The sequence below is a fragment of the Streptomyces sp. WAC 06738 genome (assembly GCF_003945505.1).
Classification (GTDB): domain Bacteria; phylum Actinomycetota; class Actinomycetes; order Streptomycetales; family Streptomycetaceae; genus Streptomyces.
In genome coordinates this window covers 2786710-2805239 of the sequence record NZ_CP029618.1, presented here as the reverse complement: position 1 = coordinate 2805239, position 18530 = coordinate 2786710, and the positions used below count along the sequence as shown (strand labels likewise).

The 18530-nt window shown below is 73.0% G+C and carries 15 protein-coding genes and 1 tRNA gene; 8 read left to right on the top strand and 8 right to left on the bottom strand.

Annotated features, from left to right (window positions below; genetic code table 11):
- Window positions 1-266: 266 nt before the first annotated feature.
- Together DMB38_RS11735 and DMB38_RS11730 are read right to left on the bottom strand one after the other, a co-directional pair.
- Window positions 267-851: a hypothetical protein gene (locus tag DMB38_RS11735; RefSeq protein ID WP_125935123.1), complete on the bottom strand. Its 585-nt coding sequence runs from the start codon at window positions 849-851 to the stop codon at window positions 267-269.
- A 268-nt stretch (window positions 852-1119) separates the two neighbouring features.
- Window positions 1120-1201: transfer RNA gene (locus DMB38_RS11730), tRNA-Leu, on the bottom strand.
- Window positions 1202-1551: 350 nt separating this feature from the next.
- Between DMB38_RS11730 and DMB38_RS11725 the strand changes: the two genes are divergently transcribed.
- Together DMB38_RS11725 and DMB38_RS11720 are read left to right on the top strand one after the other, a co-directional pair.
- Window positions 1552-2340: an ABC transporter ATP-binding protein gene (locus tag DMB38_RS11725; protein ID WP_125935122.1), complete on the top strand. Its 789-nt coding sequence runs from the start codon at window positions 1552-1554 to the stop codon at window positions 2338-2340.
- A gap of 58 nt (window positions 2341-2398) precedes the next feature.
- Window positions 2399-4957 carry an ABC transporter permease gene (locus DMB38_RS11720; protein WP_125935121.1) on the top strand — a complete coding sequence of 853 codons (2559 nt, stop codon included), beginning with the start codon at window positions 2399-2401 and terminating at the stop codon, window positions 4955-4957.
- Window positions 4958-5110: 153 nt separating this feature from the next.
- Here the strand turns inward: DMB38_RS11720 and DMB38_RS11715 are convergent, their stop codons facing one another.
- Window positions 5111-5341 (bottom strand): DUF4287 domain-containing protein, encoded by a 231-nt coding sequence (locus DMB38_RS11715; protein WP_047016108.1) that lies wholly within the window; start codon window positions 5339-5341, stop codon window positions 5111-5113.
- Window positions 5342-5459: 118 nt separating this feature from the next.
- On the opposite strand from DMB38_RS11715, the gene DMB38_RS11710 reads away from it, so the two are divergent.
- Window positions 5460-5768 carry a hypothetical protein gene (locus DMB38_RS11710; protein WP_125935120.1) on the top strand — a complete coding sequence of 103 codons (309 nt, stop codon included), beginning with the start codon at window positions 5460-5462 and terminating at the stop codon, window positions 5766-5768.
- Between the two features lie 68 nt (window positions 5769-5836).
- Here DMB38_RS11710 and DMB38_RS11705 read toward each other — a convergent pair whose 3' ends face one another.
- Together DMB38_RS11705 and DMB38_RS11700 are read right to left on the bottom strand one after the other, a co-directional pair.
- Window positions 5837-6766 carry a hypothetical protein gene (locus tag DMB38_RS11705; RefSeq protein ID WP_125935119.1) on the bottom strand — a complete coding sequence of 310 codons (930 nt, stop codon included), beginning with the start codon at window positions 6764-6766 and terminating at the stop codon, window positions 5837-5839.
- A 280-nt stretch (window positions 6767-7046) separates the two neighbouring features.
- Window positions 7047-8279 (bottom strand): acetyl-CoA C-acetyltransferase, encoded by a 1233-nt coding sequence (locus tag DMB38_RS11700; protein ID WP_173534843.1) that lies wholly within the window; start codon window positions 8277-8279, stop codon window positions 7047-7049.
- Window positions 8280-8517: 238 nt separating this feature from the next.
- On the opposite strand from DMB38_RS11700, the gene DMB38_RS11695 reads away from it, so the two are divergent.
- Both DMB38_RS11695 and DMB38_RS11690 read left to right on the top strand, forming a co-directional pair.
- Complete coding sequence (locus DMB38_RS11695) at window positions 8518-9417, top strand: Bax inhibitor-1/YccA family protein (RefSeq protein ID WP_125935118.1); 900 nt, start codon at window positions 8518-8520, stop codon at window positions 9415-9417.
- 98 nt (window positions 9418-9515) lie between these two features.
- A complete protein-coding gene (locus DMB38_RS11690) occupies window positions 9516-10169 on the top strand; it encodes a pyridoxal 5'-phosphate synthase (RefSeq protein WP_206337681.1) in 654 nt (217 codons plus the stop codon).
- Window positions 10170-10172: 3 nt separating this feature from the next.
- Here DMB38_RS11690 and DMB38_RS11685 read toward each other — a convergent pair whose 3' ends face one another.
- From DMB38_RS11685 to DMB38_RS11675, 3 genes are all read right to left on the bottom strand, one after another.
- Window positions 10173-11534 carry an APC family permease gene (locus DMB38_RS11685; protein ID WP_125935117.1) on the bottom strand — a complete coding sequence of 454 codons (1362 nt, stop codon included), beginning with the start codon at window positions 11532-11534 and terminating at the stop codon, window positions 10173-10175.
- 201 nt (window positions 11535-11735) lie between these two features.
- Window positions 11736-12542 (bottom strand): SDR family oxidoreductase, encoded by an 807-nt coding sequence (locus DMB38_RS11680; RefSeq protein WP_125935116.1) that lies wholly within the window; start codon window positions 12540-12542, stop codon window positions 11736-11738.
- A 127-nt stretch (window positions 12543-12669) separates the two neighbouring features.
- Window positions 12670-14034 carry a diaminopimelate decarboxylase gene (locus DMB38_RS11675; protein ID WP_125935115.1) on the bottom strand — a complete coding sequence of 455 codons (1365 nt, stop codon included), beginning with the start codon at window positions 14032-14034 and terminating at the stop codon, window positions 12670-12672.
- Window positions 14035-14178: 144 nt separating this feature from the next.
- On the opposite strand from DMB38_RS11675, the gene hutU reads away from it, so the two are divergent.
- The 3 genes from hutU to DMB38_RS11660 are packed head-to-tail and all read left to right on the top strand — an operon-like array spanning window position 14179 to window position 18448.
- Window positions 14179-15870 carry a urocanate hydratase gene (gene hutU / locus DMB38_RS11670; protein ID WP_125935114.1) on the top strand — a complete coding sequence of 564 codons (1692 nt, stop codon included), beginning with the start codon at window positions 14179-14181 and terminating at the stop codon, window positions 15868-15870.
- Between the two features lie 20 nt (window positions 15871-15890).
- A complete protein-coding gene (locus tag DMB38_RS11665; protein WP_125938965.1) occupies window positions 15891-17111 on the top strand; it encodes an allantoate amidohydrolase in 1221 nt (406 codons plus the stop codon).
- The gene (locus DMB38_RS11660; RefSeq protein WP_125935113.1) at window positions 17108-18448 is read left to right on the top strand and encodes a formimidoylglutamate deiminase; all 1341 of its coding nucleotides are present in this window, start codon (window positions 17108-17110) and stop codon (window positions 18446-18448) included. Before DMB38_RS11665 ends, DMB38_RS11660 begins: the two co-directional genes overlap by 4 nt.
- Window positions 18449-18530 lie beyond the last annotated feature (82 nt).

Here is an 18530-nt window from a genome sequence, read left to right as displayed (position 1 = left end):
GTTGTTTCTATGCGTTCACGGTGATTTGGGCGACGAACGGATTAGCCGCCGGGAGGCCCGCAACTACGCGGGTAATGCGGAACGTTGTTTTTCACTTAACGCCGGGTAATTCGTGTGCCGCTGAAATTCCATGTGCGCGGTGGGCGCCGGTGGCAATAGGCGGGATTTTCCGGTACGCGAATATCACTCGCCGCCGCGCACCGGCGCACCGGCGCACCCCGCCCGTGCGCGCAGCCCCGCACCCCCGCGCTCCGGGCCCGCCGCCGTCAGACGGTGGCGGGCGAGCCCCGGCGTACGCCCCCGCCCGGCAGGGCGTCGCCGGCGGCGATGCCCGTACGGAGGTACGCGGCGCCCGAACCGCCCGTTCCGGCGCCGCGGGCGGTGACCGCGTCGACCGGCAGCCACAGCAGCGCCTCCTGCTCCCGCTCCCAGCGGCCGAGCCACGCGGCCTTCGCCCGCAGCCCCGCACCGGCTCCGGCCAGCGCCAACCCGCCGGCGACCGGCATCGCCGCCGCCGAGCCCGCCGCGACGGCGAACGCCGCCGCCAGCCACCACCGGCGCGCCCGCCGCCATGTCCGTACGGTCACCGCACGGTCCTGCAACACCGCGCCGCGGCCCGCCCGTTGGGCCTTTCGCGCCTGCGCCATAAGACGCCCGCGGCGGACCGCGCAGACCGCGGGGGCGACGACGAGGAAGAGCGCCGCGCCCGCGTAGACTCCTATCCACTGACCGGTCAGCCCGTCCTGCCAGGCCCCCGCCGCCGCGGCGGCGATACCCAGCCACCACAGCGGCGCCGCGCCCGCGCGCACCACGACCGCCGCCCGCGCCAGCGTCACCGTTCCGCGTGCCACTTCCGCTCCTCCCGTCGGGGTCCTCGACCGCGTAGCGCGCGAGGCTACCTGCGGATTCTGAGGAGTGCATGAGAAGGGGGCCGCCCGGCGCCAGGAGGCCGCAGTCGTCCGATCTGCGTCCCGGGGGATCCGGGTGAACGTTTCAGCGCTGTGGCCGGTTCCAGACTGCCGGGGCGAGGCCGAAGGAGGTGTCAGCGGTGCCCCGGAGGGGCGGGGTCACCGTTGCTGACCAGCCGTCTTCGCAGGTCGACGACCTCTTGCCGGGAGGTGCCCGGAGCCGGACTTGAACCGGCACGGCCCGAAGGCCAGCGACTTTTAAGGTCGCCGTGTCTGCTTTCCACCATCCGGGCAGGACTCCCGGCCCGCACACGCTGCGTACGGACCACCGCATGGCGCGTAACCAGAGTAGCGGGGCGGATGGGCCGAACTGGCCATCTACGGACTGATGTTGGCTTGAATTAGGCCCGAGTTGTCGAAGAAGTCCTCGGATGAAATTCCACTTCCCTTATTGCCCCTCCGGGGGCCCTTGCCCCATGCCTTCGTCAGGGTGCGGGTCATCCCCGAGGAGGAGCCGGCGGCGGCCCGTGTACCTCCTCGGTCTCGCCCGGAACCGGAGCGCGGGCTGATCCGGGCGACGGATTCCGCAGCCACGATGGAGGGGACAGGTTGCACACCACCGTCCCGACAGGAGCCCACCGCCGTGACCACCACCATCCCCGGCGCCTCCGGCCCCGGTACCGCCTATGCCCGCGTGGCGGCGGCCGGCGCCACCGAGCTGACGAAGGTCTACGGCGAGGGCGAGACGAAGGTCGTCGCCCTCGACCGCGTCTCCGTCGAGTTCATGCAGGGCGAGTTCACCGCGATCATGGGGCCGTCCGGCTCCGGCAAGTCCACCCTCATGCACTGCATGGCCGGCCTCGACACCATCTCCGGCGGCTCCTCGCGCATCGGCGAGACCGAGCTGAACGGGCTGAAGGACAAGAAGCTCACCCAGCTCCGCCGCGACAAGGTCGGCTTCGTCTTCCAGGCGTTCAACCTGCTGCCGACGCTGAACGCGCTGGAGAACATCACGCTGCCCATGGACATCGCGGGCCGCAAGCCCGACGAGCAGTGGCTGCGGCAGGTGGTGGAGACCGTGGGCCTGTCCGGACGGCTCAAGCACCGCCCGAGCCAGCTCTCCGGCGGCCAGCAGCAGCGCGTCGCCGTGGCCCGGGCGCTGGCCGCCCGGCCCGAGATCATCTTCGCCGACGAGCCGACCGGCAACCTCGACTCCCGCTCCGGCGCCGAGGTGCTCGGCTTCCTGCGCAACTCCGTGCGCGAGCTGGGCCAGACGGTCGTCATGGTCACGCACGACCCGGTCGCCGCGGGATACGCGGACCGCGTGGTGTTCCTCGCCGACGGCCGCATCGTCGACGAGCTTCGCGACCCCACCTCCGAGCAGGTGCTGGACAAGATGAAGCGCTTCGACGCCAAGGGCCGGGTGAGCTGAGCCCCGCTCGCTGACCAGCAGGCCGCCCCGCTACCGGCTTTCCACCACAGGACCCCATATGCTTCGCACCGCCTTGCGCAACGTGTTCGCGCACAAGGCCCGGTTGCTGATGACCGTGCTCGCCGTGATGCTCGGCGTGGCCTTCGTCTCCGGCACCCTGGTCTTCACCTCCACCATCTCCGACGCCTACACCAAGAGCTCGGAGCAGGGCTTCGACCACGTCGACGTACGCCTCCAGCCCGACGACGACGCCGACGAGGGCCGCCCGGGCGAGCCGCCGCCGCTCACGCAGGACCTGCTGGACGAGGCCGCGGCCCTGCCCGGCGTGAAGTCCGCCACCGGCAACGTCGCCGGTTTCGCCGCGCTCGCCGACAAGGACGGCGACCTCGTCGGCGACGGCTGGTCCACCAGCGGCGCCAACTACTACCCCGGCGACGGCGGCAGGGGCGAAGACCCCCGCTACCCGATGCGCGACGGCCGCGGGCCCGCGAACGCCAACGAGATCGCCATCGACGCCAAGACCGCCGAGCGCACCGGCTACGAGGTCGGCGACACCCCGCGGATGTCCGTCGACGGCCCCGTACTCGAACCGGTGATCACCGGCATCTTCACCACCGACGACGGCAACGTCGCCGCCGGCGGCAGCCTCGTGCTCTTCGACACGAAGACCGCGCAGGACCTCTTCACCAAGCCCGGCGAGTACACCGAGATCGACCTCGCCGCCGCCCCCGGCACCTCCGAGTCGCACCTGCGGGCCGAGGCGCAGAAGATCCTGCCCGCCGAAGCCGAGGCGCTCACCGGCACCAAGCTCGCCGACGACCAGGCCCGGCAGATCGAGCAGGGCATGGACGGGCTGCGTACCGCCATGCTTGCCTTCGCCGGCATCGCGCTCTTCGTCGGCATCTTCCTCATCGCCAACACCTTCACCATGCTCGTCGCCCAGCGGACCAAGGAGCTGGCGCTGCTCCGGGCCGTCGGAGCCAGCCGCCGCCAGGTGACCCGCTCCGTGCTCTTCGAGGCCACCGCCGTCGGCACCGCCGCGGCCCTGACGGGCCTCGCCGCGGGGGTCGGCATCGGCGCCGGGCTGCGCTCGCTGATGAGCGCCACCGGCGAGACCGTGCCCGACGGCCCGTTGGTCGTCTCGCCGGCGACGGTCGTGATCTCGCTCGTCGTCGGCATCGTCGTCACCGTGCTCGCCGCCTGGCTGCCCGCCCGCCGGGCCGCGAAGATCCCGCCGGTCGCGGCGATGAGCAGCCTGCACGCCCAGGCGTCCACCCGCAGCCTCGTCGTACGCAACATCATCGGCGCGCTCATCGGGGGCGTCGGCGCCGTCATGGTCGTCGCGGGCACCACCGCGAGCGACGGCAAGGCGCTCATGGGCATCGGCGCCGCGGTGCTGCTGATCGGCATCTTCGTGCTGACGCCGCTGCTCTCCCGCCCGGTGATCGCGCTCGGCGCACCGCTGCTGCGGGTGTTCGGGGTCTCCGGCAAGCTCGCCCGGCAGAACGCCGTACGCAACCCGCGGCGCACCGCCGCCACCGCCTCCGCGCTGATGATCGGGCTCACCCTCATCACCAGCCTGACGGTGATCGCGGGCGGCGTCGCGAACGCCATCGACAAGATGGCCACGGACGCCATGAAGGCCGACTACTCGGTCTCCATGACGAACTTCACCCCGCTGAACCCGGAGGTCGGGGAGAAGCTCGCCGGCCTCGACGAGGTCACCGCCGCCTCCCCGCTGCGCACGGTCCCCGTCGACATCGGCGGCGACGACGAGGACCTCACCGGCGTCAACGGCGAGACCGTCGGCAAGCTCGTCGAGCTGGACTTCGAGCAGGGCTCGTTCGCTGGCCTCGCCGAGGGCGTCCCGGCCGGCGGCGGCCCCGCCAAGGCGATCGTCGACACCGACACCGCCGAGGACGAGGGCTGGAAGATGGGCGACACCGTCCAGGTCACGTACCAGGACGGGGCCAAGGGCGAGCTGACCGTCTCCGGCCTCTACAAGGGCAACGAGATGCTCAGCGGCATCATGCTCGACACCTCGGTCGTCAACCCGCACCTCGACCGGATCACCGACTTCGAGGTCTGGGTGAAGACCGCGGGCGGCGAGAGCGACGCCATGAAGGACAAGCTGGAAGCGGCCCTCGGCGACAACCCGGCCATCGCGGTGATGGACGAGGAGGACGTCTCCGAACTGGTCGCCGGGCTCATCGGCATGATGCTCAACGTGCTCTACGCGATGCTCGGCATGGCCGTCCTGGTCGCGGTCCTCGGCGTCATCAACACGCTGGCCATGTCGGTCTTCGAGCGCTCGCAGGAGATCGGCATGCTGCGCGCCATCGGCCTCGACCGGCGCGCGGTGAAGCGGATGGTCCGGCTGGAGTCGCTGGTCATCTCGCTCTTCGGCGGGGTGCTCGGCATCGGGCTCGGGGTCTTCCTCGGCTGGGCCGCGGGTGAGTTGATCGCCAGCTCGATCGACACGTACTCGCTGGTGCTGCCGTGGGAGCGGATGGGCTACTTCATCCTCGGCGCGGCGCTGGTCGGCATGCTCGCGGCGCTCTGGCCGGCCCGCAGGGCGTCGCGGCTCAACATGCTCGCGGCCATCAAGAGCGAGTAGCGCGGGGAGAGCGAGGCAGGGGCCACGGGGGTACGGGGAGACGGGCGGCCGCGCCCGTCGGAAGGGCCCGCGAGGAGGGATCACCCTCCCGCGGGCCCTTGGACGTGCCGTGGTGTGCTCTCGTGGTGCGCCAGGGGTGCGCGGAGTCCCCTCCTAGAGCAGTTTGCGCGCGGCCCGCCTCAGGTCGTACTCGTGGATGATCGCTTTGGCGTGGCCGTACGCCAGGTTGTGCTCACCACGGAGCCAGCTCACTTTCTCCTCGAAGCGGAGGAGACAGGGACCGTCTTCGACGGTCTGCAACCAGTCGGAGACTTCACGGCCGGTGCAGTGGGGGATGCGGGAGAGCAGGTTCCGGTGGGTTTCTGCGGAGAAGACTTGGGACATCGGCGCCTCCGGTATGCAGTCCTTCTCAGCACCGTGCCTGAGGGCGCGCCGATTGACAACCGTCTGGAACGGGACGGCTCGAACCGCCCGGCGGCTACCGGCGGGTTAGGCTCGGCTCGTGCTCGACGTCCTCGACTTCGTGACCGCGGTCGACCGGATCGCCGACCGGCTGCGGTCGCTGCCGCAGAGCCGGCTGCGCGCGGGGGCGGCCGCCGCCGGGCTCGCGCTGGCGCGCGAGCTGTCCGCGCGTGCGCAGCGCCTGGAGGCGCCGGAGCGGGTGCCGTACGAGATGCCGGCGGCGGGGGAGTTCGCGGTGGGGGACCAGGTGGCGGTCGCGGGCCGGGACCTGGCGGAGGCGCTGCGGGCGGCGGGGGACGCCGAGGGGCTCGCGGAGGCGCTGGCGGTGGTGAGGGACGTACGGCTGTGAACGGGGCGCTCTGACGGGCTTGTACGGGCTCTGCGCGGCCCGTCCGCACGGGGCCCGGCCCGTACGGCTCAGAGCGAGGCGATGACGCGGTCCGCGAGGATGTAGACGCTCTCGCCCGCGCAGTCGAAGGTCAGCGCGAACGCCCCGCTGATCGCCGAACCGCCCAGCAGCACCGGCTCCGTGCCCCCGTCGAGGGCATCGGCGAGGCGCTCCGCGGTGTCGCGGTGGCCGGGGGAGAGGCAGAGCGTGGTGCCGTCGGCGAAGACGTAGACGTCGAGGGTGCCGAGCGGGCCCAGCCGCACGTCGGTCAGCGGCGTACGGCCCGCGGCCAGGTCCTCCAGCCGGTTCACGGTGCGCTCGTGGTCGGCGACGGCGGGCTGGGGGCGGAAGTCGGGGTGCGAGGGGTGGCGGCGGCGGGCGGCGGCCAGTTCGGCGGACTCGCCCTCGGCGGGCGGTGCGTCGGCGGCGGCGACGTCGTCCGGCTCGGCGGGTTCGGCGTGCTCCAGCCGGTCCATGCGGTCCATCCGGTCGATGCGGTCCAGCCGGTCCATCGGGTCGAGCAGCGGCTCGAAGCCGGCGAAGTCGGCCTGGCGCGGTATGAACACCTCGCCGCCGAAGTCGACGGGGTCGCCCGGGAAGGGGGTCGCGTCGATGCTGTCGCGGGCCTCCTGCTCGGCCCAGAACGCCCGGGCCTCGGCCAGCTCGCGCTCCCGCTCGTCGGCGAGCGCCTGGGCGACGGCGATACGTATCTCCGCCGCCGGTACGGGCCGGGCGGCCGGCACCGCCGCCTCGTCCGCGGCCTCCGCCGCGCTCTCCTTCGCCTGCTGCGGGACGGCCTGCGCCCGTTCCCCGGCGTCCCGCGTCGCGGCCCGCGCGGTCAGCTCGGCACGGAGCGTGACGACTTCGCGCCGCAGCCCGCTCACCGCGCGCAGCACGGCGGCGCCGAGCAGCGCGGTGGGGGTGGCGGCCAGCAGGACGGCGAAGTTGGTGGCGCTCACTGTCGGACTCCCGATTGCTGTAGGACCCCCATGTTCTACCTCAGCCTGCCGGAGCGCAGAACCCCACCCCTAGCGGAAAATGGCATGAATAGGACGGGCCTTTGGTCCCACCGCCGCATGACGGGGCGCGGAACACACCCCGCACGCCCCCGCGCCAGGCTCCGTACCGGCTCAGCACTGGCCCAGCCGCGCGGTGTCTCCGGTCGCGCTGGGCTTCGCTTCCGCTCCGGGCGGGTCCCGCCCCTCGTTCCTCGGGACGGCCCCCACCCTCCGCTGCAGCTCAGCTCAGCCGCTCCAGCACCATCGCCATTCCCTGCCCGCCGCCGACGCACATCGTCTCCAGGCCGAACTGCTTGTCGTGCCACTGGAGGGAGTTGATGAGCGTCGTCGTGATCCGCGCGCCCGTCATGCCGAAGGGGTGGCCGACGGCGATGGCGCCGCCGTTGACGTTCAGCCGGTCCAGGTCGATGCCCAGATCCCGGTACGAGGGGATGACCTGCGCGGCGAACGCCTCGTTGATCTCCACCAGGTCGATGTCGCCGATCGCCATCCCGGCCCGTGCGAGCGCCTGCCTGCTCGCCTCCACCGGGCCCAGGCCCATGATCTCCGGCGACAGCGCGGAGAGACCGGTCGAGACGATCCGCGCCAGCGGGGTGAGACCCAGCTCACGCGCCTTGGTGTCGGACATCACGACGACCGCCGCGGCGCCGTCGTTGAGCGGGCAGCAGTTGCCGGCGGTGACCCGCCCGTCCGGACGGAACACCGGCTTCAGCCCGGCGACCCCCTCCATCGTCACGCCCGGCCGCGGGCCGTCGTCCTTGGTCACCACCGTGCCGTCGGGGGTGGTGACCGGCGTGATCTCGCGCTCCCAGAAGCCCGCGGCGATGGCCTTCTCCGCGAGGTTCTGCGACCGCACGCCGAACTCGTCCATGTCCTGCCGGGTGACGCCCTTCGCCCGGGCGAGGTTCTCCGCGGTCTGCCCCATGGCGATGTAGACGTCCGGCACGAGGCCGTCCGCGCGCGGGTCGTGCCAGCCTCCGCCCTCGAAAGCCGACCCCTTCTCCTGCCGTTCCGCGGTACGGGCCTCGGCCTCGGCGAAGAAGGGGTTGTGCGTGCCGGGCATCCCGTCGGAGGAACCGTTGACGAACCGCGAGACCGTCTCCACGCCCGCCGAGACGAACACGTCGCCCTCGCCGGCCTTGATGGCGTGGAACGCCATCCGCGTGGTCTGCAGCGAGGAGGAGCAGTAGCGGGTGACGGTGCAGCCGGGGAGGTGGTCCATGCCGAGCTGCACGGCGACCACCCGGCCGAGGTTGTGCCCCTGCTCACCGCCGGGCAGGCCGCAGCCGAGCATGAGGTCGTCGATGTCCCCGGGGTCGAGCCCCGGCACCTTGTCGAGGGCGGCCCGGACGATCCCCGCGGTCAGGTCGTCGGGGCGGACGTCCTTCAGCGAGCCCTTCCCGGCCCGGCCGATCGGGGAGCGGGCGGCAGAGACGATCACGGCTTCGGGCATCACGGCTCCCAGGGGACGCGGAGGGGCAGGGTCCTGGGCTGAAGTTACCCGTACGTAGCGAAGGGGTCACGGTTCTCGCCCTGTGACGCGGACCTCAATTTCTGAGCGCTTGCTTACCCGGAAGTGGGAAAGTCCGGGAAAAGCCTTGTGAAAGATCCTCCTGAGGTACTGGCGCGATGTCTTTGCCTACCCATTACTCTTGTCCCAAGGCCGCGCAGTGCGGCCACGGAGGAGTGAGATGAGGAGCAGCAACCCGGTCTTCACGCGACGGGGGTTCAGCCGCGAGGGCGGTTCGGCAGGCTTCAACGCGCCGTCGCAGGCCGGGGGCCCCACTGTCGCCCAGGGCAACAACCCGTACGCCCAGCCCGGCACCAACCCGTATGCGCAGCAGCCGGGTGGCGCCCCGCGGAACCCCTACGCGCCCGCGGACCAGCAGCAGGGCGAGTGGGCGCCGTACGCGGCGCCCGCCGGCGGCCGGATGACCATGGACGACGTCGTGTCCCGCACGGGCATGACGCTCGGCCTGGTGATCCTCGCGGCCGTCGCCTCCTGGATCACCTTCGACGGCGAGAAGTCGCTCGGCATCGGCCTGGTGGCCGCGCTCGGCGCCTTCGTGCTCGCGATGGTCCAGGCGTTCAAGCGCCGGCCCGTCCCCGCGCTGATCCTGTCGTACGCGGTCCTCGAGGGCGTCTTCCTCGGCATCATCAGCGAGTACTTCAACACCTACGTCGACGGCGCGGTCATGCAGGCCGTGCTCGGCACGATGGCGGTGTTCTTCGGTGTGCTCGTCGCGTACAAGCTGCGGATCATCCGGGTCACGGCCCGGTTCCAGCGGTTCGTCGTCGGCGCGGCCATCGGCTTCGTGCTGCTGATGGCGGTGAACCTGTTCGCCTCGCTCATCGGCGGCGGCGACGGCATGGGTCTGCGCAGCGGGGGCCTCGGCATCCTGTTCGGCATCATCGGCGTCGTGCTCGGCGCGTGCTTCCTGGCCCTGGACTTCAAGCAGGTCGAGGACGGCATCGCCTACGGCGCCCCGAAGAACGAGGCGTGGCTCGCCGCCTTCGGTCTGACCCTGACCCTCGTCTGGATCTACCTGGAGATGCTGCGCCTGGTCGCCATCCTTCAGGGCAGCGACTGACGCGGCGGAGACGACTGAACGACCGACACGACGACTCGACTGACCGTGTGGCCCGGCCGGATCCCTCCGGCCGGGCCACCGGCATGAAGGGGGCGGGCATGACCGACCTGAGGCGGCTGCTGCGGGGAATCGAGGTCTTCGAGGGCGACCTGCCGACGTTCGACCCGCGCGAGACACCGGACGAGCCGGTCGCGCTCTTCACGAACTGGCTGCTGGAGGCCGTACGGGCGGGGGTGCGCGAGCCGCACGCGATGACCCTCTCGACGGCGGACGCAGCCGGCGACCCGTCGGCACGGGTGCTGATCCTCAAGGACGTCGGCCCGGACGGCTGGCAGTTCGCCTCGGACGCGGGCAGCCCGAAGGGCCGGGAGCTGGCGGGGCGGCCGTACGCGGCGCTGACGTTCTACTGGTCGCCGCTGGCCCGCCAGGTACGGATCCGGGGCCCGGTCGCGACCGCGGACCCGGAGGTGAGCGCCGCGGACTTCCGCGCCCGCGGAGCCGCCGCCCGCGCGGAGGCCCTCCTCGCCCGCCAGTCCCGCCCGCTCGCGGACCCGGCGGAGCGGGACGCGGCGGTCGCCGGGTCCCTGGCCCGGATCGAGGCGGACCCGGAGCTGGTGTCGCCGGGGTGGACGCTTTACGCGGTACGGCCGCGGACGGTGGAGTTCTGGCAGGGCGACAAGTCCCGCCGCCACACGCGCCTCGTCTACGAGTCGGCACCACCCGGGTGGACGAAGCACCTCCTGTGGCCGTGAGACTCACTTCTGCCCGGCCGCCCGCACGGCGATCTGGTTGACGATCCACAGCCCGATCCCGATGGCCAGCAGCACGCCCGCCCGGATGTAGACGTCGGCGGGCCGGTCCGACAGCGGGCTGGCCAGGATCCCGGCGGTGACGGCGCCCAGCACGGGTATCCACGTCGGCGCGCGGAAGTGCCGGTGGTCCACCGGGTCGCGGCGCAGCACGAGCACGGCCACGTTGACGACGGCGAAGACGCAAAGCAGCAGGAACGACGTGGTGTCGCCCAGCCCCTCGATCTCGCCCGTCGACACCAGCCCGATGGCCAGCACGGTGACGAAGACGATCCCGACCACGGGCGTCCGCCGCCCCGGCAGCACGCGCGCCATCCCGCGCGGCAGCACCCGCTCGTTGGCGAGGCCGTAGCAGAGGCGGGAGGCCATCATGATGTTGATGAGTGCCGAGTTGGACACGGCGAAGAGCGCGATGAGCGCGAAGAGCTTGGCGGGGAAGTCCACACCGCTCTCGTCCACGACCAGCAGCAGCGGCCCGCTGGAGCCGGCCAGCCGCTCGTGGTCGACCATCAGCGAGGAGACGAGCGCCACGAGGACGTAGATCGTGCCGGTGATCGCCACCCCGAGGAAGATCGCCCGCGGGAAGTTCCGTACCGGATCCTTGGTCTCCTCCGCCATGTTCACGGAGTCCTCGAACCCCACGAAGGCGAAGAACCCCAGCGCGGTCGCCCCGAGCACGCCGGTGAGCACGGCGTACCCGGTACCGCCGGTCTCGAACTCCGTCAGCCGCGACGGCTCGCCCTCGCCGGTGAGCACGGCGGCGACGCCGATGCCGAGGATGACGAGCAGCCCGGTCACCTCGACGACGGTGAGCACGACGTTCGTCTTCACCGACTCGGAGACGCCGCGCAGGTTGAGCGAGGCGAGCAGGAGGACGAAGAGGATGGCGATGAGCGTGGGCGAGATGTCGACGAACTCCTGGAGGTAGTCGCCGCTGAACGCCCGCGCGGCGGCGCTCGCGGACGACAGCCCCGAGCACATCACCATGAAGGCGACGATGAACGTGAGGAACGGCACCCGGAACGCCTTCTGCGTGTACAGCGCCGCCCCCGCGGCCCGCGGGTACTTGCCGACCAGCTCGACGTACGAGGCGGCGGTGAGCATCGCCACCACGAACCCGATCACGAACGGCACCCACAACGCCCCGCCGATCCGCCCGGCGACGGCACCGGTGTTGGCGTAGATGCCGGTGCCGAGGATGTCGCCGACGACGAAGAGCAGCAGCAACTTGGGCCCGATGGCCCGCTTCAGCGGCGTACCGCCGTCGGTGGGTGTCGGGCCGGCGGCTTCGGTGGATGATTTCGACATGCCCCTGCCAATGCCCACCAGCCCCTTACACCAACCCCTTACAAGCACCCCTTACCTCAACCACCCCCGGCCGTGCGGTTACCCGACCGCCCGGCCGCTACACGATGAGGTGGCCGGTGAACCCGTCGCGAACGAGGGACCGGTACGCCGCGTACACGTCCCCCGGGACCCTGGATTCGGGGGCCGGAGCATTGCGCGGCTTCAGCGGAGGGTGATGGTGTTGCCCGTCACGAGGGCGGCGTCGTCAGAGGTGAGGAACACGATGGCCCTGGCGACTTCGTCCGGCGTGGCGACGTGGAAGTGCGTGCCGCTCGACGCGACGAACTCGCGGACCTCGTCGGTGATCCACCCGGTGTCGGTCACCGGCGGGTGGACGACGTTCGCGGTGATGCCGAGATCGGCCAGCTCCGCCGCGGCGGACAAGGTGTAGTCGGTCTGGGCGGCCTTCGCGGCCCCGTAGGAGACCTCCCCGGGGAACCCGAGGTCCCCGCCGGAGGTGAGGCCCACGATGCGGCCCCAGGTGGCCCCGCGGGCGCGGTGGCGGCGGGCCAGCTCGGCGATCAGCAGCGCCGGGGCCATCGCGTCGACGGCGAACTGCCGGGACCACGTTTCGGCGGTGACCGCGCGCAGCGGCCTGCCGAACCGGTCGGCCGGCCGGGGTGCGAAGGTGTCCTGGATCCAGCCTGACGCGTTGTTGATCAGGATGTCGACCGCGCCCAGATGGTGCTCTGCCGCGTCGAAGAGGGCCGCAGGGGCAGCCGGATCGCTCAGATCCGCCTCCAGGGACGCGGCCCGCCCTCCCGCCTCGCGGATCTCCTCGACCACCGCCTCCCCGCCGGCGGACCGGGCGCGCCGGTAGTCGTCCGTCGCCTCCTCGCCGGACTCGCGCAGGTACGTGCAGAGCACGGCAACGCCGCGAGCCGCGAGGGCCTTTGCCACCGCGGCCCCGATTCCGTGGTTGGCACCGGTGACGAGGGCAACGTGGTCCATCCGGGCTGTCTCGGGCATGACGAAATCCTCACAGAGCGAGAGCATGCCGCGACATCGGTTTTCCCGGGGTACCGTCCTTCGCCGGCGGCAGCCTCACGGCAGGGCCGGCCAGAGCGCGGCCGCGGGCAGGTCGGCCTCCGCGGCGTCAGGTCAGGGTGGTGAGGGACGTGCTGTGGGGGCCGCCGGATTCCTTGACGATTTCCTGGAGCGTCTGGGCTGTTCTCACCGTCGCGAAGCGGACCCCGGTGCTGTCCGTCGTGAAGCCGTGGATCGCCGGGCGGGGGAGGCTGTTGTACGAGAAGGGGTTGGAGAAGTAGTACGCGCCCGTGTCGAGGAGTGCCACGTGGTCGCCCGCGGCCAGCGGGGGGAGTTCGCGGGCGCGGGCCACCAGGTCGCCGGCGAAGCAGCACGGGCCCGCCACGTCCTGGGCGACCGGGGGGCCCGTCTTGGGGCGGCCCTCCGCGTCGTACGCCGTCACGCGCAGCGGCCAGGAGTCCGGGGCGAAGACCGTGCGTACGGCCACCTGGACGCCCGCGTGGGTGACCGCGATGGGGCGGCCGCCCGCGGACTTGGCGTACTCGACGCGGGCCAGCACCAGGCCGTTCTTCGCCAGCAGCGAGCGGCCGAACTCCGTGATCAGCGCGTAGCGGCCGTCGAAGAGGCCCGGGATCCCGGCGCGCAGCAGCCGGGCGTAGTCCGCGAACGACGGCGTGATCTCGTCGGAGCCGAAGTTGACCGGCAGGCCGCCGCCGATGTCCAGCGTCGTGACCTGCCGCCGGCCCGCGGCCGCGTTGATCTCCTCCGCCAGCTCGTACGCCGCGCGCACCCCCGCCGCCATCAGCGGCAGCGGCACGCCCTGCGAGCCCGTGTGGGTGTGCAGCGCGGTGAGCCAGGGGCGGTCCACGTACGCGCGGATCAGCCAGTCGCGGGCGCCGTCGTCCTGGAGCGTCACGCCGAACTTCGACGTGGCCGTCGCCGTGCTCATCGCGCCGATGCTGCCGCCGCCGACCTGCGGGTTGATCCGCACCCCGATCGTCGACCGCGTGGGCGCCGAGCGGACCAGGGCGTCGATGCGGGCCAGTTCCTCGGGGTTGTCGGCGTTGACCGCGATGCCCAGGGCCAGGGCGCCGCGCAGTTCGGCGGCGGTCTTGGCGGGGGAGTCGAGCACGGTGCGGTCCGGGGGTACGTCCGCGGCGCGGGCCAGCTCCAGTTCCCCGGGGCTGGCCACCTCCGCGCCCAGGCCCTCGTCGGCGAGCAGCCGCAGCACCGGCACCAGGGAGGCGGCCTTCACCGCGAAGGAGTGCAGCACCGGCGTCCCCGGCGCGGTCACCTCGTCGAACGCGGCCCGCAGCGCGGCCGCGGACTCGCGGATGCCCGCGACGTCCAGCAGCCCCGCCACCGGCTCGGCGCCGGACACCAGACCCTGGGCCAGCGCCGCGCGCACCGCCAGGTCGCGGCGGGCGGCGAGCGGGAGATTCTGCGGCACGGGAACGGGCTCGTCGTCAGGCATGCCGGCAGTCAATCATCCGTCCGCAAATGCTGTCGTACGGCGTCCAACTGTCGGACGCGAGGCGGCCTTGACTAGGGTAATTCAGTCGCGTCAGGATGTGTTTCTGTTCATTCAGAAACGGACGGTGCGCGCCAGGAGGCAGGCATGGCAGGACCCCGACCCGTGCGGGCCCCGCGCGGCAACCAGCCCGGTGCCCGCGGGTGGCAGCAGGAAGCCGCCCTGCGGATGCTGCAGAACAACCTCGATCCCGAGGTGGCCGAGCACCCCGACAAGCTCGTCGTCTACGGCGGCACCGGCAAGGCCGCCCGCGACTGGGACTCGTTCGACGCCATGGTGCGGACGCTGACGACCCTCGGCCCCGACGAGACGATGCTCGTCCAGTCCGGCCGCCCCGTCGGCGTCATGCAGACGCACGAGTGGGCGCCCCGCGTCCTCATCGCCAACAGCAACCTCGTCGGCGACTGGGCCACCTGGGAGGAGTTCCGCCGGCTGGAGGCCCTGGGGCTGACCATGTACGGCCAGATGACCGCCGGTTCGTGGATCTACATCGGCACGCAGGGCATCCTCCAGGGCACGTACGAGACCTTCGCCGCCGTCGCCGCGAAGCTCAGTCGTGAGAACAAGCACAGCGGTGGCACGCTCGCCGGGACCCTCACCCTCACCGCGGGACTCGGCGGCATGGGCGGCGCCCAGCCGCTCGCCGTCACCATGAACGACGGCGTCGCGCTCTGCGTCGAGTGCGACCCCTCCCGCATCGAGCGCCGCCTGGAGCACGGCTACCTCGACGTGAAGGCCGACAGCCTGGAGCACGCCCTGCGGCTGGCCACCGAGGCCCGCGACGCCCGCCGCCCGCTCTCCGTCGGCGTCCTCGGCAACGCCGCCGAACTGGTGCCCCGGCTGCTCGCGGAGGGCGCGCCCATCGACATCGTCACCGACCAGACCTCCGCCCACGACCCGCTCGCGTACCTGCCCCTCGGCGTCGACTTCGCCGACATGGCCGCGTACGCCGCCGAGAAGCCCGCCGACTTCACCGCCCGCGCCCGCGAGTCGATGGCCCGGCACGTCGAGGCCATGGTCGGCTTCCAGGACGCCGGCGCCGAGGTCTTCGACTACGGCAACTCCATCCGCGGCGAGGCCAGGCTCGCCGGTTACGCGCGCGCCTTCGACTTCCCCGGCTTCGTGCCCGCCTACATCCGCCCCCTCTTCAGCGAGGGCAAGGGCCCCTTCCGCTGGGCCGCGCTCTCCGGCGACCCGAAGGACATCGCCGCCACCGACCGCGCCATCCTCGACCTCTTCCCCGGGAACGAGTCGCTGGCCCGCTGGATCCGGCTGGCCGGCGAGCGCGTGCGGTTCCAGGGCCTGCCCGCCCGCATCTGCTGGCTCGGCTACGGCGAGCGCGACCGGGCCGGCGAGCGGTTCAACGACATGGTCGCGAGCGGCGAGCTGGCCGCGCCGCTGGTCATCGGCCGCGACCACCTCGACTGCGGCTCGGTGGCGTCCCCGTACCGCGAGACCGAGGCCATGCGCGACGGCTCCGACGCCATCGCGGACTGGCCGCTGCTCAACGCCATGGTCAACGTCGCCTCCGGCGCCTCCTGGGTCTCCCTCCACCACGGCGGCGGCGTCGGCATGGGCCGCTCGCTCCACGCCGGCCAGGTCACCGTCGCCGACGGCACGGCGCTCGCGGGCGAGAAGATCCGCCGGGTGCTCACCAACGACCCGGGCATGGGCGTCATCCGGCACGTCGACGCGGGCTACGAGCGCGCCGAGGAGATCGCCGCCGAGCGGGGCGTGCGCGTGCCGATGCGGGAGAACGCCGAAAGCGGACCCGCGTGAGCCCGTCCTCGTTCCAGGAGATGTGGCGCGAGCTGCGCCCCCTCGGGCGGTACGCGCCCTCCGGCGGCTACCGCCGGTTCGCGTGGACGGCGGCGGACGCCGACTGCCGGGCCTGGTTCCGGGCACAGGCGAGCGCGCGCGGGCTGGCGTACGAGACCGACCGCAACGGCAACCAGTGGGCCTGGCTCGGCGACCCCGCCGCGGGCGGCGCCATCGTCACCGGCTCGCACCTCGACTCCGTACCCGACGGCGGCGCCTTCGACGGCCCCCTCGGCGTCGTCTCCGCCTTCGCCGCCCTCGACGAGCTGCACGCCCGCGGCGTCCGCCCGGACCGCCCCCTCGGCGTCGTCAACTTCGGCGACGAGGAAGGCGCCCGCTTCGGCCTGGCCTGCGTCGGCTCCCGGCTGGCCGCCGGGCAGCTCACCGCCGGCGCCGCGCACGAGCTGACCGACGGCGACGGCGTCACCCTGCCGCGGGCGATGGAGCGCGCGGGCCACGACCCCGACGGCATCGGCCCCGACCCCGAGCGGCTGGCGCGCATCGGCGCCTTCGTCGAGCTCCACGTCGAGCAGGGCGTGGCGCTCGCCGGTACGGACCACGCGGTGGGCGTGGCGTCGGCGATCTGGCCGCACGGCCGCTGGCGGTTCGACTTCCGCGGCGAGGCCAACCACGCGGGCACGACCCGCATGGAGGACCGCCACGACCCGATGCTGACCTACGCCCACACCGTGCTCTCCGCCCGCAAGAAGGCCGCGCAGGCCGGCGCCCGCGCCACCTTCGGCAAGGTCGCCGTTGAGCCCAACGGCGTCAACGCCATCCCCTCGCTCGTCCGCGGCTGGCTCGACTCCCGCGCCGCCGACGAGGAGACCCTGCACACCCTCGTCGCCGCCGTCGAGCAGGCCGCGCGCGAGCGGGCAGGACGCGACGGCACGGCGGTGGAGGTCACCCGCGAGTCGCTGACGCCCGTCGTCGACTTCGACCACGCCCTGCGCGACCGCCTCGCCGCGCGCCTCGGCGGCGCGCCCCTGCTTCCGACCGGGGCGGGACACGACGCCGGGATCCTCTCCGGGGCGGTGCCGGCGGCCATGCTGTACGTACGGAATCCGACCGGCGTCTCGCACGCGCCGGCCGAGTCGGCGGACGAGGACGACTGCGCGGCGGGCGTACGGGCGCTCGCCGACGTGCTGGCGGACCTGGCCGGCGACGGCAGCTCCGTACCTCGGTCGGAAGGGGCCGCGTGACGACGTACTGGGCGGAACAGGCATGGGTCGGCGGGGTCGTCGAACCCGGTGTCGTCCTGGAGGCGGCGGCGTCCGGCGGGCTGCTCGCCGCGGTGAGGACCGCGGTCCCCGCGCCGCCGCCGGGCGCCACCGTCCTGCGCGGCCTCACCCTCCCCGGCCTGGCGAACGCCCACAGCCACGCCTTCCACCGCGCGCTGCGCGGCACCGTGCAGGTCGGCTCCGGCACGTTCTGGACCTGGCGCGAGGTGATGTACGGCGTCGCCGACCGGCTCACCCCCGGCACGTACTACGACCTCGCCCGCGCCGTCTACGCCGAGATGGCGCTCGCCGGGATCACCTGCGTCGGCGAGTTCCACTACGTCCACCACGCGCCCGGCGGCGCCCGCTACGACGAGCCCAACGCCATGGGCCACGCGCTGATCGCCGCCGCCGCGGCGGCCGGGATCCGGCTCACCCTGCTCGACACCGCCTACCTGGCCGCGGGCTTCGGGCAGCCGCCCGGGCGGCACCAGCTCCGCTTCAGCGACGGCGACGCCGACGCCTGGGCGGAACGCGCCGCGGCCCTCGAACCCGGCGACGCCACCGTGCGCGTCGGCGCCGCCGTCCACTCCGTGCGCGCCGTGCCCGCGGGACAGCTCGCCACCGTGGCGGGCTGGGCCGCGGAACGCCGCGTCCCGCTCCACGTCCACCTCTCCGAGCAGCCCGCCGAGAACGAGGCGTGCGTCGCCGCCCACGGCGTCACCCCCGCCCGCCTCCTCGCCGACTACGGCGTCCTCGGCCTCCGCACCACCGCCGTGCACGCCACCCACCTCACCGCCGACGACCTCGCCCTCCTCGGCCGCAGCAGCACCGGCGTGTGCATGTGCCCCACCACGGAACGGGACCTCGCGGACGGCATCGGCCCCGCCGCGGCCGTGGAGCGGGCCGGCAGCCCGCTCTCGCTGGGCAGCGACAGCCACGCCGTGATCGACCTCTTCGAGGAGGCGCGGGCGCTGGAGCTGAACGAGCGGCTGCGCACCCGCCGCCGCGGCCACTGGACCGCCCACCAACTGCTGCGCACCGCCACCGAGGGCGGCTACGAGGCCCTCGGCTGGGACGCGCCGGCCCGGCTGGAGCCGGGCGGGCTCGCGGACTTCACCACCGTGGCGCTGGACAGCGTGCGCACGGCGGGCGCGGTGCCGCGGCTGGGCGCGGAGACGGCGGTGTTCGCGGCGACGGCGGCGGACGTGCGGCACACGGTGGTGGGGGGCCGGCACGTCGTACGGGACGGGGTGCACGCGCTCGTGGAGGACGTACCGGGGGCGCTGACGGCGGCGATCGCGGCGCTGCGCGTCTGACGCCCGGCCCCCGGTCCCGCGCACCACCGGCCCACGGAACCGTATGCCCGTCCCGCACCCACCCCGACCCACGAGGGCAGGA

Excerpts from the sequence above, each read along its gene's own strand:
- DMB38_RS11720 (WP_125935121.1), top strand. The coding sequence starts at position 2,399 with ATGCTTCGCACCGCCTTGCGCAACGTGTTCGCGCACAAGGCCCGGTTG.
- DMB38_RS11715 (WP_047016108.1), bottom strand. The coding sequence starts at position 5,341 with ATGTCCCAAGTCTTCTCCGCAGAAACCCACCGGAACCTGCTCTCCCGC.
- DMB38_RS11700 (WP_173534843.1), bottom strand. The coding sequence starts at position 8,279 with ATGCCCGAAGCCGTGATCGTCTCTGCCGCCCGCTCCCCGATCGGCCGG.
- DMB38_RS11695 (WP_125935118.1), top strand. The coding sequence starts at position 8,518 with ATGAGGAGCAGCAACCCGGTCTTCACGCGACGGGGGTTCAGCCGCGAG.
- DMB38_RS11690 (WP_206337681.1), top strand. The coding sequence starts at position 9,516 with ATGACCGACCTGAGGCGGCTGCTGCGGGGAATCGAGGTCTTCGAGGGC.
- DMB38_RS11685 (WP_125935117.1), bottom strand. The coding sequence starts at position 11,534 with ATGTCGAAATCATCCACCGAAGCCGCCGGCCCGACACCCACCGACGGC.
- DMB38_RS11680 (WP_125935116.1), bottom strand. The coding sequence starts at position 12,542 with ATGCCCGAGACAGCCCGGATGGACCACGTTGCCCTCGTCACCGGTGCC.
- DMB38_RS11675 (WP_125935115.1), bottom strand. The coding sequence starts at position 14,034 with ATGCCTGACGACGAGCCCGTTCCCGTGCCGCAGAATCTCCCGCTCGCC.
- hutU (WP_125935114.1), top strand. The coding sequence starts at position 14,179 with ATGGCAGGACCCCGACCCGTGCGGGCCCCGCGCGGCAACCAGCCCGGT.
- DMB38_RS11665 (WP_125938965.1), top strand. The coding sequence starts at position 15,891 with ATGTGGCGCGAGCTGCGCCCCCTCGGGCGGTACGCGCCCTCCGGCGGC.